We start from the raw sequence: 15,910 nt of genomic DNA on the forward strand, positions 1-15,910 counted from the left end.
TTCAAACCGACGGATAGCAGAACGAATCCGTCGAACAATCGCCACCGTCGAGTCGAATCTGATGTGCCCGGTATCCGTCGGCAAACTTCACCCAGTAGTCCCTTGTCAATTCGAGGCCGCCGTTCGGGTTTGCATTGGCCATTACCTCGGCCCCCGGTATTCCCTTAGGATAGAATTGGTCATCCCACGTAGAGTAGAGCGAATTGGTCCAGTACACTCGCTTGCCGTCGCGACTGATCTCCACCATCTGCGGACCGCCTGCGTATGCTTTACCGTTTGGATGAGGCATGCGGCGGACAATGCCGCCGATGTGGACCGAGCCCGCAAGCTTCGGCTTCCTGGGATCGGTGACGTCGTATTGGCGCATCTCGCCCGTGCCCCAGCAAGCGACATACAGAAACTTGTCGTCCATCGACAAGTCGATGTCAGTTACCAGCGGTGGCACCGCGCCGAAGCCTTGCAGGAGCGGTGGCAACTGGTCCTTGGCCGCGGGCTCAGGAGAGATTGTCGCTGTTTTCTCGATCTGGAACTTTCCACCCTCGCGCCACCAGGTCCAGATCGATCCTTCGAGGTTCGTGGTGTCTACCACAACACCCAGGAAACCGTGTTCGCGGACGGGGTCGTGAGCCGGACGAACCTCAAGCGCCATTTGATAGTTGGCACCGAGATCGATCGTCTGGACATTTCGCCGAGCGCGGAGATCCCAGAAGTGGATCCGATGGCCGTATTTATTTGACAGCAGATCCTCCGGCACGATCCCGTTCTCGAACTGCGGTGGCAACGCCCACTCGCTCGACACCATGTAGTCGCGCGGCAGATTCCACCAGAAGTCATAATGCAGGGTTTGGGGACCACGATCGATCTCCCAGCGTCCGCGGACCTCAAAGGTCTCGCAGTCCATGATGAAGATACCGGGCGGCCCATCGGTACCGTCCTTGCCACTTCCACCGAGAGTGCTGACATAAACGCCTTCCGGCCCGCAGTGCACTGTATGGGGCCGCGAGTAGCCGGTCTTTCGGAAGATCTCCTCCGGTTCGATGATTTTGTGAATCCTCGCCTTGGTGGGATCGGGTTTGGTATCCACGATGTAAATTCGAGAGGACCGGATCCCGGGGATGATGAGGTAGCGCCTTTCCAAAAAAGTGTGCCCTGTGAGCGGCGACAACGCCGACGAACATGCGTTCCACCCGAAATGGTGAAACTCGTCACCTTTGTTGGGCATCACCACTGTGTGGACTATTTGACTGAAAGTCGGAGAGCCAGGTTTTACGTCGATTACCGCGAGCGCATCGGGCTGTGAGAAATCGGGACTAAGCAGCAAAGTATACGCGAAACTCTCTGGCGGAGCTTCCATTGCCAACTTCGGCGATGCATGAAACGTCGGGTCGGGCCTCATCGTCATGGTACAGCCTCCCTGTTTGCCTGACGTTGATTAGTTGCATGGTCGCTCACGCGCCCCTAGGCAGCCCTGGTTCGAAGATTGTCTTGCCGCCCTAGTAGTAATGGCGACGCACAGCGCGCCTTGTCGTCCGCCGCGCTACTCCAGCCGCGCTTCTAGGTGTCGCTGGACGGCCTATCACGGCTTCGGCTTGCGAGATGAGAGTGCCCGACTGCCAGACAGCTGGCGAGACGTCTACGGTGAAGCCTACGAAGAAAGCAAATGCGACCGCGGTAGCGCGGACCAGTTGGAAACTGCTTCTGGTCATGCGACCCTCCCTACACAAATTGGTCCTCCGAAAGGATCATGTTCATGTTCAGGACCCGAACGTTGATCTGAATCAATCCGGGCGAGGCGAGCTTCCGAAGCCGCCGATGAAACGGCGTCTTCACGTAATCGGCAGAGTTCCGTTGCGGGCCAATAAGAAACATGGCCCATCGGGCTGATTCGAGCTCCATGTTATTGATCTAAGCAATAGAGACCACGCTGCACGAGTCTCCCTGACCTCTGCTTGGGGCAGGGGGAGATGCGTGTTTTTCCTCGTTCTCTTTGCGCTGGCGTTGGTGCCGGCTACCTACCTACCTACCGACGACGCGCTTGACCACCATGGCCGCGATGCCCGCGAGCACGGCCTTGGCCATCGGGGATGACAGGATGTCGGTAATCGGACTTGACCCTGCCGCTTGCTGAGGCTGGGCGGCGTCACCGCCGAGCATATCCCGGAGCTGCCCCGGCTTTTCATGCAGGTCGGTGAGCACTTGGCCCAGTTCCTTCGGTTCGGGCGCTACCTTTCCCGGCAGCGTTACGCCATGCGCCGCGGCTCGGTCCTGCAACATCTTCATGAACAGCGCTCGTTCTTGCGGCGATAGCTTGCTCAGCGCCTCCTGCGCAGCCTGAGCGTAATGGTCTGGCGGCACGGCGTGTGCTACTTCACCGTACCGCTTCAGAACCTCTTGATCGGAGTAGCCTTGGGACGGGTGTCCTTGTTCGTACCGATCAACGAAATCGCTGTACTCTTTCTGGCGTTGCCCACCGGCAAATAACTCATCAAGGAATCCCATGTGCAGCACTCCTTTGCGCATCGGTCGCCCCCCGCGACGACCCTACGTTCGCGCCGCACGACGACGGTTCCTGTTGATCTAGATCAAAGGACGCCCGCAATGGGGCATTCGCGTCGACTTTGCCATGTCCGCGCCATGTCCGCTTTGGGTCAAACTCGGAAGTGGCGTTCGCCAGAAGTCCGTTCATCCCCCAACAACGGACATCTATATGCCTCCGTGCAAAAATTATGAATTACGCACACAATCATTGACCCCATAAAAATGCGACTTTATGCTGTGCATATTATATGTGCGAAATTGGAGGACGATATGACGGTTTACGCGCGCGTAAGCACCGACGGTCAATCATTGGTGACCCAATTAGCCGAGCTGAAGGCCGTTAAATGCGAGAAAATATTTCAGGAGAAAATCAGTGGAGCTCGTTCCGACCGCAAACAGCTAGCGAGATTGATGACGCTACTTGCGAAGGGTGACGTGCTGGTCGTCACCAGGCTCGATCGGTTGGCACGATCCACGCGAGACCTTCTAAACCTGCTCGGAACGATCGGGGAAAAAGGCGCAAGCTTCAAATCGCTCAGAGATACCTGGGCTGACACCACGACGGCGCATGGTCGTTTGATGCTGACCGTATTGGGTGGTCTTGCCGAGTTCGAACGAGAACTGATCCGAACACGGACTGGGGAGGGCCGCGAGCGGGCTAAGGCCCGAGGGGTTGTTCTTGGGCGGAAGCCGAAGCTGACAAAGCATCAACGACGGGAGGCGATTGCGCGTCGGGATGCAGGGGAGGTGCTAACCGAAATTGCTCGCTCATATAATGTAAGTCACTCTACGATTTCGCGTCTCCAAGCATGAACGGGGCAGCGAAGTTGGATCGTGGAAAGGTCTATAGCCTTGATTTTATCAGCTTAGCATTTGGCCAACCTAATGCCCTGAACTATTACTCCAGCTTTTTCTCGAGCACCGCCGGCTTGCTGGAGTCCTTGAACGGAAAATCTGATGAACTTCATCCGGAGACACTGGTATGATGTCGGGCTTGGGCTCGCTTTGATCGCGTCGTGGTATTCGGCGAACGCCATCTGCGCCACGTGCTGCTCTCGTACATGAGCTACTACAACGGCACGCGCACCCATTTGTCATTGAACAAGGACGCGCCGATATTACGTGCCGTCGAGACAGCCGGACGCATTCTCTGTCGACCGATTCTGGGCGGACTGCACCATCAATATGCCCGGATTTGATTTGCGGTAGGCACAGATAGTAATTGTCGAGCAGGATGCAGTTGTTCAGCCCGTCATGCCCCCAACGCAGCGGAATAGAGTTTTCGCGTCACGCAGCGAGCTGCCCACGAAACAGCACATCAACGCCGTAGCTCGTCGAGTTGTAGCTGTTAGTCGGGAACAGGTTGCCAGTACCGTAGGCATACACGCCGTTGCCGCCGCTGGAGGCGGATGACGGAGCCGTCAACGGTCCGTTAGTGACGGCGTTCGCAAATAGATTCGGATCGGCCGAATAGTTTCCCGCGGTGTGATAGGACGCGATGTAAGTGGTTCCCGCGCTAACCGTGACCGGCGTGGCGAAATTAACCTGCTGCCAGCCGTTCGCCGTCTCGTTGGTGAAGTTGGCGGTGGCGAGCAGGGTGCCGGTGGAACTCCAGAGATTGGCGACGTGGGTGCCGGTGTTGGACGCGCCTTTATAGAACCGGATTCCGGTGATGTTGCCTGCGCTAGAGCTTTGGAATTTGAGACCAAGCTCCACGGACCGCGGATCATTCACCGATACAATGCTCGGTGTCGGGTTGGAGCTAAACAGGCTCACCGTCGAGGACGATGAGGGGTTTACCGTCAGACTGACGGAAGCACTGGCGGTTCCGCCCCGGCCGTCGGAGATGGCATAGTTGAAGGACGCCGGTCCCGTATAGCCCGTCGTCGGCGTGAACGTCACGGTGTTGTTCTGGGCGTTGAAGCTGGCGGTGCCATTGATGCCGCCGCTTGCTCCCGTAATCGTCAAGGCGTCGCCGTTTGGATCGGTGTCGTTGGCAAGCAGCGCCGATGCTGCGATGCTGAGCGGGGTGTTTTGGGTGGCGTTGAATCCGCTGTCGTTTGCTGCGACCGGTGGCTGGTTGGCGCCACCGCCGCTGGTGCTAAACATTACATCCACCCAGTAGTTGGTCGAGTTGAATGTGCTGGTCGGGAAGAGATTGTTGTTGCCGTAGGTGTAAACACCATTGTTGCCCGCGAGCGCGGTCAACGGGCCGTTGACACGAGCGGTGGTGAAATAGTTGGCGGTGCTCGCGTAATGACCATTGCTGTGGAAGCTCGCCACGTAGGTCGTGCCAGCGGTGATCGATACCGGATTGCTGAACGTCACGGTCTGCCAGCCGCTGGTGGTCCCGTTAGTGAAGGTTGCAGTCGCCAGAAGCGTGCCGGTGCTGCTCCACAATGAGCCGGTATGGGTACCGGTGTCGTTAGCGCTCTTGTAGTATTTAATGCCGGTAATGGTGCCGGCCGCCGATGACGTGAACCGTACGCCGAGATTGACTTGTGACGTATCGGAATCCGATAGCACCGCCGGCGTGTCCGAGCTTGAAAACAGGCTCACGGTTGAGGACGAGGCGGGGTTGACGGTCAGACTGACGGAAGCACTGGCGACTCCGCCCCTGCCGTCGGAGATGGCATAGTTGAAGGACGCCGGTCCCGTATAGCCCGTCGTCGGCGTGAACGTCACGGTGTTGTTCTGGGCGTTGAAGCTGGCGGTGCCATTGACGCCGCCGCTTGCTCCCGTAAGCGTCAAGGCGTCGCCGTTTGGATCGGTGTCGTTGGCGAGCAGCGCCGATGCTGCGATGGTGAGCGGGGTGTTCTGGGTGGCGTTGAAGCCACTGTCATTTGCCGCAACCGGCGGCTGATTGGTGCCTCCGCCGCTGGGGTTGAACAGGACGTCGACCCAGTAGTTCTCGGCGTTGAAAGTGCTACTCGGGAAGACGCTGGCTGAATTGTACGTGTAGACGCCGGCATTCGCCGGTGCGGTAAGGGGACCATTTGTTACGGGAGACGCGAAATAGGGTCCCGTTGCCGCATAATACCCGTAGTTAGTGTGGTACGAAACCACATAGGTCGTGCCGGCGGTGATCGCGACCGGAGTGGAAAAGCTCGCCGTCTGCCAACCCACTCCTGATTCGTTGGTGAAGGTGACTGTCGCCAGTCGGGTCCCCGTGCTCGACCAGAGCGAGCCCGTATGCGGGCCGATGTTCAAGTCGCTCTTGTAGTATCGCAAGCCCGTTACGGTGCCGGCCATCGAAGACTGGAATTTCATCCCTACTTCGATTGGCTTGGCATCGGCCTCCGGCACGATGGGCGGTGTGGCCGACGCCAGAAAAAAATTATTGCCGGTAACCGTCACGGTCCGGCCGGCACTGGCAGTCTCAAGGTTCACGCTGTCGTCTACCGCCCGCGACTTGATCGTAAACGTGCCGGCTGTGGGAGCGACCCAGCTATAGCTCCAGGTTTCATCTCCCACGGCCCGGTGCCAGGTCGTGCCGCCATCGGTCGAGACCTCGACCGCGGCGACGACGCCGCCGACATCGGAAGCCGTTCCGCTAATGGTAACGGCGGCTCCTACCCTTAGGGCTGTCCCGTTATTCGGTGAGATGATTGTGGACACCGGCTTTGTGATATCCGTTGACTGGGTTGCCGACACCAGTCCGGCCTCCAGCGTGCCGGGCTGAATCCCCATGTCCGCCAGGAGATTGACCATCGCCTGCTTGACCCGCGGATCAACCGGAGTGGCTTCGAGGTCATGGTTGGCATCAAGACCCCATGCCCAGTAAACCGTGCCGGCACCAAACACCAAGGCACCGCTGGGAGCGCGGTAAAGCGTTAGATTGTGCGTTGCCGTGGCCGATCCCGTGGCTGTGCCGTAGTCCAATAGGTATTGGTCCACGGGCAAAGTCGTCGACGACAGTTCGATAAGACCGGCAGGACGGAAGCCATTGTCGGGCGACTCATCCCATTCGTAGCCTAAATAGTTTCGCGGCAGCGTTGCCGTCTGCCCCGGCTGTAGGTTTGCTACGCTCGTATTACGCCAGAAGCGCAAATTAGCGTCGTCATACGGGATGGTGATTGCGTCGCTTCGGTATGAGTCGACCTGGAACATGGTGCCGGTCAGCGCGTTCTCCGGCCGCCCTCCGCCAACGGCGGTCGGCGAGACGAACCGCGGGTCCCGGTAGGTCCCGGTCCATTGATTGCTCGGATCGATGGGGCCGGCCCTGGTTTCCTTGTAGGATACCAGAGTGCGATAGGGCTGCGCGCCGGCGCTGATACTGGGTGCAAAACGTGTCTCCCAATAGACTTCGTTGCCGCTCCAGAACGAGAGATTCACGCCAGCATCCCGCGCTGCCTCGACGTTGGTGCGCTGTTGTCCCGACCAGTACTCGTCATGGCCGACGCTCAAGAACATCTTGTGATTCTGAATCAGATTGCCGAGGCGATCGGAGTCCATTCCGGCCATGTAGGAAACGTCATAGCCGTTCTTCTCCAGCCACTGGATGGCCGGGAACTCGACACCGAAAATATAATCCTGCGGACCAGCTTGCAGGCCGCCGCCTCTCGTGGTGATCGGGCGATTATAACTGACTGCATAGGCTCGTCCGGGAGAGGAGTCACCGGCAGGTCCGTTACCTTGATAGAGATTGGCGCCACCCCAGGGGTTGTAAGCCTGCCAGGTCTCGTCCGAGGTCTGGAAAATGATGTCACTATGACTGCTATCATCCCGCACGATGAATGGGATCTGATTTGAGCCGGCGGTCCCGTCCTGGCGCACGAGCTTGGCAATGTAGATGCCCGAGACAGCATCGGCCGGCACTGCCCAAGAGGCCGAAACTGACCAGTTACCGGCGTCCACCAAACCAGTGGTGCTATCGCGCAATGGCGTGGGCTGGCTTTGGACGCCGGTATGTTGGATCGTGTCGACCTTGCGAGCTCCCATGCCGCCGTAATAGCCGAGCCGGTAGATGTCGATACGATAGTTGTTAGAATTCGTGTTGATCTTGAAGTTGACGGTCTGGCCACGATTGGTGCTGATGTCGGTGGCGAAGCCTTCAATGTTGGAGCTGCCCGCGTCGTCGATGCCCCATTCGCTCTCCGGATTGCCAGGCTTTTGGTTCTCGAGTACGATTTCGCTGGAAGCATCAGAGAACGTCGTGGTGGCGGTCTGGCTGCCCCAGACGGCCGTAAGCTGCAACACGGCACCAGTGGCGCGGCCATCAGCGGGCACCTGCCATTGCGCAACGACCGTGCCGTTGACGACGCCGTCTGAATCGCCCGTGCCCCCGTCGGTAATTTTGAACGGCGTATATACGTCGGCAATACCGTTAACGCCGGTGGCGTTCGACATGTCGGCGAGCCGGAATTTGACCGAGCTTCCAGATGCGATGCCTGTAACGGTGAATGTCGCGGTGCTGCCGGGCGCGTAATCCGTCTTGTCGGTTGTGACCGAGAGCGAGCCATTTGCAAAGGGTTTTGCAACCGATCCGGCGCCTGCGTTGTAACAGAGGAGCGATGCGATTCCGGTTGAGGCTTCAACCGCGTCATCGGCGCTGGTTCTCTCGTCGGTCCGCGGCCAGAGTGTCGTGCCTGCTGCTCTGGGGTCATTGAGGTCGCTATCGAATCCTTCGCGGCCCCGCGGCCAAAAATCCGGGGCCCAGGTCGCGATGCTGGCCGATGTTTCGTCTTCACGTTCAGCGAGCGAAAAGGCCGTCCCACCATCCGCTTTGAATGTAGTACCTCCCGGACTTGTCGAGCGCACCAAACGAGCCAGCGAATTTCGAAACCTCCCCAATAAGGACAAGGTTCCCGACGTCCGTTGCAAGTCTTCCGGCGTGAGGGTGGCCTTAGAGTGTGTGGCTGGCATGACAAGCCCTCCAGACTGTTGGAAAGCCTCGTTCGTCGAATAAATATAAATCTTTTGCGGAGCGAGTTTGATATAAATCAATGAAATTGTGTTGGTCTCGAAACGTTCATTATCTCCTTCGACTGCGGGCAGACATATGCTCGTTGGACATCGGCTATTCGGTTACGGCCAACAAGCCAATCGATCCGATCAAAGGCTCAATTCGGCTCGAGGTTGAGGCTGAAGAACAGAGCAGTTGATTGATCATAAAGGATTCCGGTCGAACGTCGCCCGCCCGGCGGGTGCAATGCACTTCCTCGCGAACCGCAATCGAGCCGAACCCGAAAAGGTGATAGGATCAGATCAGGACATTGCGCTCCGGGCCGCCGCAGCAATGTGATCCGGACGCGCGTTCATCCCGGACACGACGACCATGCACAATCTCACTCTTTTTTCCGGCTTCATCGGCGGCGCGCTGATCGGATTGGCGACTGCGCTCTTGATGCTGCTGACCGGCCGCATCGCCGGCATCAGCGGCATCTTCGGCGGACTGCTGCGTAGCCGCGACCGTGGTTGGCGGATCGCCTTCATCGCAGGTCTGATCGCAGCACCGCTGCTGGCGACTCTCGCGGGGCGGCCGCTACCGGTGCTCGCGATGCCCGCGAACCTTGTCGTGGTCGCGTTGGGCGGCCTATTCGTCGGCATTGGCACGCGCTTGGGCGGTGGCTGCACCTCGGGTCATGGCGTCTGCGGCGTCGCACGGCTGTCAACGCGCTCGATCTTGGCCACCGCGATCTTTATGCTGGCGGCGATCGCCGTGGTGACGATTTTGCGTCATGGCATCGGAGGCTGATGCCATGCCGATGCTGCTCGCCAGTTTTCTCTGCGGCCTGATCTTTGGTGCTGGCCTTCTGATCTCCGGCATGACGCAGCCGGACAAGGTGCTCGACTTCCTCGATCTCTTCGGCGCGTGGGATGCGACGCTTGCTTTTGTGATGGCGGGCGCGGTCGCGGTGACGGCGGCCGGATTCGTGCTGGCACGGCGGCGCGGCACCCCGCTGCTGGCGGAAAAACTGCGATGGCCCGACCGCAGCGATATCGATGCATCGCTGGTCACGGGCGCGATGCTGTTCGGCATCGGCTGGGGGCTGGTCGGCCTGTGTCCGGGGCCGGCGCTGGTCAATCTCGCGAGAGCAAGCGGGCCCGTGATCGTCTTCGTGGTTGCGATGGCGGCGGGAATGGCCGGGCACGATCTGTCGCGCGATGCGTTCAATCGACGAAGCGATTCGCCGCGGCATGGTGCCAAAATCGATGATTGTGATGACCGGGAACACACTTCTCGTTAGCGTCATGAAGTCTTTCAGCCGGCAGAACACGCGCTCGATGGCGTTCCGGTTGCGATAGAGAAACAGCGAGAAGCAGTTTTCCATTTGCGAATGGCATCACGCCTCTCTCCTCGATCGCGTTGGTGTCGTACCCCTTGTCGGCATGCAAGATGTCGCAATCCGGAAGACTTTCGAGCAGCACTGCGCTCGCCGTGCAATCTGCGACTTGGCCGCCGGTGAGCATCATAAAGGCGAGGGCCACATTGAGTGTCGGTCAGCGCGTGGATTTTCGTCGTACGACCGCCGTGCGAGCGACCGATGGCCTGATTTCTTTTCCCCTTTCCTCCCGCAGCCGAGCGGTGCGCTTTGACGGCTGAACTATCAATCAAAACCTGCGCGGGCGGTCCACCGGCCTGCGCGAGCGCGTTTCCGCCCAGCGAACAAAGCGATTATAGAGCTTCTTCCTCGGGCCGTAGTCGAACGGCGCATCGACCCAGCGGCCGCCCGACTTCAGCACTTCAACGATGCCGCTGATCACACGCCGATCATCAACGCGCGCTTTTGCCGCGCGTGTCGGTCGGCAGGTGGGATTCAATCTTCGAAAACTGCACGTCTGTCAGCCAGAACTGATCGTGATTCATCCCTGCTCCCCTTCGGGGGACGTGAATCACAACGCGCTGACTCGGCCAACACCTTTATGGGGCCTGACCCTAAGGCATTGTAACGGGCCGCTCGCAGGCATTCTGACGGCAAAAAGTTCTGTAATAATCTCAGTTGACCGAAAAGCTGCCGAATGTCAGAAAAGCCCATGATAACATTGATATGATTTGGAGACTTCCAAGCTGAATACGAGGGTTCGATTCCCTTCACCCGCTCCAGAAGGATTTCAATGCAGGAAAACGAGTTACCCCTTCCGGCGCGTGGGTGACGCTCGTGATAACATGAAGGTGATCGCCGAATTGCTCCCTTGACCACATATGGCGAACCGTGAGCCGGAGCAGCCTTATCGCCTGATCCTCCCGGAACACGGCATGTGATTAGCCGATGCGAGATGCTCGGCGGGAGAGCATCACAATAGAATAAAGAGCCGCCTCACCTACATATCGCACAGACGGTGTGGTCTGCCTTCGTATAACGCCGCCTGGGTTGCTGGAATCGCAGGCCGAATTGCCAAAGTAATCGAGGAGGTTTGAGATGACCAAAAACAACACCAATCGTTGCGCTCGCCAGATCAGTTTTGCCGGCAAGGTTCGTACCTTCAATTTGAACGACCCCAAGGTTCTCGCCATGATCGCAGGCGGAGCAAAATTGAAACAGGTCTCGAGGATGATCACGATTGCCCGTCTCGGCATAGGCAGGGCACCGCTGGCGGGGCAATACGGCGACACACCGGCGGCTTGCCACAGACGCTTTCTTGAAAAGATCTATTCGGCGACCGATGTGGAGAACGTCATCACCCTCGGGCTGATTGGTGGCGGGATGGCCGAAGATGAAGCTTTCGCGCTTGTTGATGAGCACGTCGTCGGTAAGCCCCTCGAAGCCAACGCGTTGATCGCATCGGAAACCATTGCCGCGCTGTTCGCTGATGCAGGTGATGCGAAAGCATAACGGAAATGGTTGCTTGAATCCCGGTCTTTGCTGATAGCTCAAGTTTCGGCAGGGTTAGGAATAAGGCGTCCGGCATCACCATCGATGGTCCGGCAATCACAAAGGGCGATGCACGATGAAACATCGCGCCAGACGTTTGAATGGGTCTCAGCCTAGTCGCGAGCATGACTGATGAGCCTTGCAACCGATGGTTTCAGCCCATCTGTTCCAGAAGACGACCCGCCGCATCTCGAGCCGGTTCTGTCATTTTCACCGCGCCACCACGCGTAAGCGGATATCGTTGCTTGCCGACGCCCTTTGATTGATCCCAACCAGCAAACGGCTCGGCGATGCTCCCAGGCTCCGCAATCGCTCGCGAAATATTCTGAGTCGCTCCGACCGCATCGCGGAGAGAAGCCCTCATTACTTTCGAGGTATTCAAGTTTGCTGGCTCTTGCAACGCCTTGAAGGCGGCGCATGCCCAGCCTAGGTAGCTGCCATGCCCTGTGAGGAACGCGCGGCTGCGTATGCGCGAGGTTGTATTATTCGCAGGCCGGAGAGCGAAGAATGCACGCCATCATGCGAACGGTGTCCGCGCGGCTGATGGTCATTCTCTTTGTGCGTCCATCGTCATGGCCGTTCCGCAACGTGGTGTCACCATGCTGACCTGCGCCGATGTCATTCATCACCGTAAATCCCTGGTCGCGGACAGCGCGTGATGGGAAACCCCACCGCCATCATGCAAGGCGGTTGGATGCCTCGCCTTGTTGCGCGGAAAATCCCAACGTGTATCGCGCTCACTGCACATTTCGTTATCTTGTATACGCTGGTTTACGATCCGACGGTCAAGCTGGTCGTCGGCGAACAGCCTGGTCCGGCCCTTGTCGAGATCGTCGTTGTTCCCTCACATGGCTCAACCTTCGTCGAGCAGGGTGAGGTTGCCGAACCAACGTCGACGGAGCTCGCTGAATTACCCCCGCCGACGCTCGCCGAGGATCCTCCGCCGGAGATTTCCGAACAAGGAGAAGCGGTAGAAAAGCCGGTGGCATTGCCGGTGCCGAGTCCGAAGCGGGCGGTAGTTCACAGGGCGAACGCATCTCTTGTTCCGCCAGCCGCAAGCTCCGCGCCGCCTCATACGAGTTTGCCGATTATGGGCGCGTCCGGCGTGCCTGACCAACCCGAGATGGGAGTGAGCGATACCGATCAAGCGTCCCTCGGGGTCTCGCATGCTTGGAAAGCGAGGCTGCTCTCTCACCTGGAGCGCTACAAGCGCTATCCGAGCGAGGCCCGCATGAAAGGAACTGAAGGGACGGCGCTTTTGAGCTTCGGCATGGATCGCGACGGTCGGGTGCTCCAATATCATCTGGTGCGCTCTTCGGGTTCTCCTGAACTCGACGACGAAGCCTTTGCGATGATCGTGCGCGCATCTCCTTTGCCCCCTGTGCCGCCGGAGATCACCGCGCAGGTCGTGCAACTCGTGGTTCCCGTGCGTTTCAGGATGTGAACTCGTCTCGGCAATTGCGCCGTTTGGAAGGTTCGGGATTCGTGCATATGTTCGATCGACGGGGCCGAAAAAGGTGAACCATGCGCTGGAATCTTGGCATCGCTGCGGTTCTCGCAGTCATCATTCTTTCGCCGGCATCGAGCCACGCTGGCGTGAACGTGCGCTTCGTCAATTCTGACCGCTATACCGATGCAGGCTCATACGATACTTCGAGCGCGTCGGTAGAGGCGGCCTTTCGTGCTCATCTGGATCGTCTCGGCAAGCGATTTCTCGCGCCTGGGCAGAATCTCAAGATAGATATCGTCGATATCGATCTTGCTGGCTATCAACAGCCGTTTCGTTTTGCTCCCAACAACGTCCGGATTGTTAGTGGCGTCACGCCGCCGAGGATCGTACTGCGTTATGCATTGACCGAAAGAGGCCAGCGTAGGCGCAGTGGCGAAGAGACGCTCACCGATATCAACTACCAGATGAATCCGTCGGCGCGCTTTTCGGGCGATCGGTATGTATACGAGAAAGCACTGCTGGACGACTGGTTCCGGCGTACCTTCTCCACTAGTCGCCAGGGTTTCTGAGGCGGCTGTGCCTTTTCGCTTTCGCCGGTGACACCTTGAATACGTTCTATGCGCCCGCCTATACGCTGGTGGATGCGATGGCACGTTACGAGATCGACAACTGGCGCTTCTCCGTCAACGTCACCGACCTGTTCGACGCGCGGTATGTCTCGGGGTACGGCCGTATCAATCAATGCAATGTCGGGCGCGTGCGCACTGTGATCGGCACCGTGACTTATCGCTGGTAGCTGACGTCGTTTGCGGTGGCTTTCTCCGGAAGACCGCTACCACCAGACTCGCAAGTTATTTCGAGCGCGAGCGATTGATTGCGGCCGCATCGCGGGTTGCGATCCGATAATCCGGCAGCGCCGGTCGTTGTAACCTGGAACCCGTCAAAAAATTTTGCAGAGAGGGGGTTCAAAAAGCGGTTGCTCGAACGTCTCTAACTATAGGGCCGCCATTGCTTTGACCTGCGGATGTCCCGTGGCGGGACAACCAGCGCGCCGAGGACAGCAGGAGTGAATGGAACCGCATCGCGTAAAACCTCAGGTGCCCGCCTGTGGTTCGTAATTCACGGTTGGCTTGCGCTGCCGATCTGGGCGTTTTTGTTCTTCGTTTGTCTGACAGGGTCGATCGCGACCGTCAGTCAGGAGATCATGTGGTTGGCATCCCCGATGGAGCGGGCCAATGCTCCCGCGAACGACGCGCGGCTGCTCGATTATGACGAGATACTGGCGGCGGTTGAGCGCGAAGTGCCCGGTGCGCGGGTGCGATTCATCTCGCGGCCAGTGAAGTCGATCTTCGCCCTGGGGGTGCAAGTGACACGCCCCGACGGCAGTTCCGCCAAGTTGTTCGTCAATCCATACACCGGCGCGGTGCAGGGCGAGCAGGGCACGTTCGATTTTCGTGATTTTACGCGCGCCTTGCACGGCTGGCTGCTGATGCCGTTCGACAGCAGTTTCCCGATCGGGTGGTACTTTGTCTCGGCCTTGTCGGTTCCACTGCTCGGCTCGCTGATCACAGGAATCGTCGTCTACAAGCGGTTCTGGCGTGCCTACCTGCAGCCCCGCCTTCGCATCGGCAAGGGCAAGCGCATCTTCTGGGGCGACCTGCACCGGCTGGCTGGGGTGTGGTCGATCCCATTCATCGCCATTATGGCGGTAACGGCGAGCTGGTTTTTGATCCAGGCGATCCTCTTCGACAGCCACATCACGATCTCGACGGCGGGCGTGCCGCCGGTGCTGGCGCGCACCGACGTGCCGGTGGTAGCCAAGGGCGCGCCGGCGCCGCGGATCACGCTGGGGCAGGCGGCCGGGATCGTGCATGCTCAGCTGCCTGATCTTGAGTCCAGCTTCGTGGAACTCCCAGACAGCGCCTACGGCCAAATCAGCGTCGGTGGGCGCGGCAACTATCCGCTGATTTTCGAGACGGTGGAGGTCAATCCCTACAACGGCAAGGTGGAGCGGACGCGGCGCGTGTCCGACCGTTCCGCGCTCGAGCTCGTCACCGGCTCGATGCGGCCCTTGCACACCGGCGATTTCGCCGGCGTGTGGCTCAAGTTCATTTATCTGCTGTTCGGTCTGACGCTGACCACACTGGTGTTTTCCGGGATGATGGTGTGGACCAGGCGCACCGCGATCGAGACAGTGAAGATCGTCCGCGACCGCAGACATATGCGGTTGGGGCTGGAGGCCGCTGAGTGATGGCGGCGCTCGTATCCCCATCGCGCGATGCGTCGCTGTGGCAGCGCTGGCGATTCCATCTCAGCGCCTTGATGCTGATCGTGCCGATCGTTTCGGCGCCGGCCTTCTTCCAGGCAGATGCATTGTTCGGTGGCAAGAAGGGCCTCGGCGAGCGCGATATCGGCGAGGTTGTGGTCGGTCCGTGGACCGCGCGGATGGCCGAGTTCAAGCTGATCGAACCGGAGGCCGAAGGGCGTGCGGGTTACACCAAATCTTTTGTCATGGCGCTGTGCCCGGCCTGCGTCGATCAGGTGAAGGCGGCATATTTGCGCGTCGGCAAGCCGCGCAACGTTCGTACCGCGGGCGCGCTCTTCTCGGGCACCCCTTATCGACAGTTTGCGGAAGTGCGGATTCCGGAGAAGGCCAGTGCTGACGGTGTGTTGTGGCTGACGCTCGAAGGCTGGGACGGCGCGCTATACCAGACGTCGATCCCGATCCGCACGGCGTCGCCCTTGACAGCGGCCTGGCTCGAGAAGAGGGGGCGGATATGAAGGGGCTCTGGAAAGGCGGGTTGACCATCGCCGTTATCGGCGCCGTGTCCTTGTTTATCGGTGCTGCCTGGGCGCATCCGCCGTTCTGCGTTTGCAAGATGATCGATGCGACGACGGTGGGTTGCGAAGGCGGATTCGCGGACGGAACCGGCGTTCCCGGGGTGAGGCTCGACGTCGTTCGCTACGACGAGTCGATCATCCTGCAAACAAGCTTCGGGACCGACTCGACCGTCAGCTTCCGCAAGCCTGACGGCGAGTTCTATTTGCTGTTCGACGCTGGCCCCGGCCAGTCGTTCGACGTCGACTACAAAGACATTCAGTGAGC

General features: G+C 59.1%; 14 protein-coding genes and 1 pseudogene. 11 read left to right on the top strand and 4 right to left on the bottom strand.

The features are described from left to right. Window position 1: 1 nt before the first annotated feature. Complete coding sequence (locus ACZ5IL_RS10645) at window positions 2–1,402, bottom strand: selenium-binding protein SBP56-related protein (protein ID WP_464596760.1); 1,401 nt, start codon at window positions 1,400–1,402, stop codon at window positions 2–4. A 614-nt stretch (window positions 1,403–2,016) separates the two neighbouring features. After that, window positions 2,017–2,499 carry a hypothetical protein gene (locus ACZ5IL_RS10650; protein ID WP_464596762.1) on the bottom strand — a complete coding sequence of 161 codons (483 nt, stop codon included), beginning with the start codon at window positions 2,497–2,499 and terminating at the stop codon, window positions 2,017–2,019. A 261-nt stretch (window positions 2,500–2,760) separates the two neighbouring features. On the opposite strand from ACZ5IL_RS10650, the gene ACZ5IL_RS10655 reads away from it, so the two are divergent. After that, the gene (locus ACZ5IL_RS10655) at window positions 2,761–3,351 is read left to right on the top strand and encodes a recombinase family protein (RefSeq protein WP_464596764.1); all 591 of its coding nucleotides are present in this window, start codon (window positions 2,761–2,763) and stop codon (window positions 3,349–3,351) included. Window positions 3,352–3,554: 203 nt separating this feature from the next. Next, window positions 3,555–3,737 carry a hypothetical protein gene (locus ACZ5IL_RS10660; RefSeq protein ID WP_464596766.1) on the top strand — a complete coding sequence of 61 codons (183 nt, stop codon included), beginning with the start codon at window positions 3,555–3,557 and terminating at the stop codon, window positions 3,735–3,737. An 88-nt stretch (window positions 3,738–3,825) separates the two neighbouring features. Here ACZ5IL_RS10660 and ACZ5IL_RS10665 read toward each other — a convergent pair whose 3' ends face one another. Beyond that, window positions 3,826–8,403, bottom strand: coding sequence for a DUF4082 domain-containing protein (locus ACZ5IL_RS10665; protein WP_464596767.1), 4,578 nt, complete (start codon window positions 8,401–8,403; stop codon window positions 3,826–3,828). Between the two features lie 412 nt (window positions 8,404–8,815). Here ACZ5IL_RS10665 and ACZ5IL_RS10670 point away from each other — a divergent pair, with 412 nt between their 5' ends. Together ACZ5IL_RS10670 and ACZ5IL_RS10675 are read left to right on the top strand one after the other, a co-directional pair. Continuing rightward, complete coding sequence (locus ACZ5IL_RS10670; RefSeq protein WP_464596768.1) at window positions 8,816–9,235, top strand: YeeE/YedE family protein; 420 nt, start codon at window positions 8,816–8,818, stop codon at window positions 9,233–9,235. Window positions 9,236–9,239: 4 nt separating this feature from the next. Beyond that, window positions 9,240–9,728 (top strand): DUF6691 family protein, encoded by a 489-nt coding sequence (locus tag ACZ5IL_RS10675; RefSeq protein WP_464596770.1) that lies wholly within the window; start codon window positions 9,240–9,242, stop codon window positions 9,726–9,728. Between the two features lie 6 nt (window positions 9,729–9,734). On the opposite strand, the pseudogene ACZ5IL_RS10680 reads toward ACZ5IL_RS10675, so the two are convergent. After that, window positions 9,735–10,348: pseudogene (locus ACZ5IL_RS10680) on the bottom strand (IS5 family transposase); the annotation flags it as partial. A 553-nt stretch (window positions 10,349–10,901) separates the two neighbouring features. On the opposite strand from ACZ5IL_RS10680, the gene ACZ5IL_RS10685 reads away from it, so the two are divergent. The 7 genes from ACZ5IL_RS10685 to ACZ5IL_RS10715 all read left to right on the top strand — a co-directional run bounded on the left by ACZ5IL_RS10685 (window position 10,902) and on the right by ACZ5IL_RS10715 (window position 15,908). Continuing rightward, the gene (locus ACZ5IL_RS10685) at window positions 10,902–11,315 is read left to right on the top strand and encodes a GTA-gp10 family protein (RefSeq protein WP_079447130.1); all 414 of its coding nucleotides are present in this window, start codon (window positions 10,902–10,904) and stop codon (window positions 11,313–11,315) included. A gap of 697 nt (window positions 11,316–12,012) precedes the next feature. Beyond that, window positions 12,013–12,798, top strand: coding sequence for an energy transducer TonB (locus tag ACZ5IL_RS10690; RefSeq protein ID WP_464596771.1), 786 nt, complete (start codon window positions 12,013–12,015; stop codon window positions 12,796–12,798). Window positions 12,799–12,878: 80 nt separating this feature from the next. Further along, window positions 12,879–13,373: a DUF3016 domain-containing protein gene (locus ACZ5IL_RS10695; RefSeq protein ID WP_464596773.1), complete on the top strand. Its 495-nt coding sequence runs from the start codon at window positions 12,879–12,881 to the stop codon at window positions 13,371–13,373. Between the two features lie 35 nt (window positions 13,374–13,408). Then, window positions 13,409–13,600 carry a hypothetical protein gene (locus ACZ5IL_RS10700; RefSeq protein ID WP_464596775.1) on the top strand — a complete coding sequence of 64 codons (192 nt, stop codon included), beginning with the start codon at window positions 13,409–13,411 and terminating at the stop codon, window positions 13,598–13,600. A 270-nt stretch (window positions 13,601–13,870) separates the two neighbouring features. Next, a complete protein-coding gene (locus tag ACZ5IL_RS10705) occupies window positions 13,871–15,055 on the top strand; it encodes a PepSY-associated TM helix domain-containing protein (protein WP_464596776.1) in 1,185 nt (394 codons plus the stop codon). Next, a complete protein-coding gene (locus tag ACZ5IL_RS10710) occupies window positions 15,055–15,585 on the top strand; it encodes a thiamine pyrophosphate-binding protein (protein ID WP_464596778.1) in 531 nt (176 codons plus the stop codon). Before ACZ5IL_RS10705 ends, ACZ5IL_RS10710 begins: the two co-directional genes overlap by 1 nt. After that, window positions 15,582–15,908, top strand: a complete 327-nt coding sequence (locus tag ACZ5IL_RS10715; protein ID WP_464596779.1) for a hypothetical protein — start codon at window positions 15,582–15,584, stop codon at window positions 15,906–15,908. The genes ACZ5IL_RS10710 and ACZ5IL_RS10715 overlap by 4 nt, the downstream gene beginning before the upstream one ends. Window positions 15,909–15,910 lie beyond the last annotated feature (2 nt).

It is taken from the genome of Nitrobacter sp. CN101 (genome assembly GCF_055390255.1).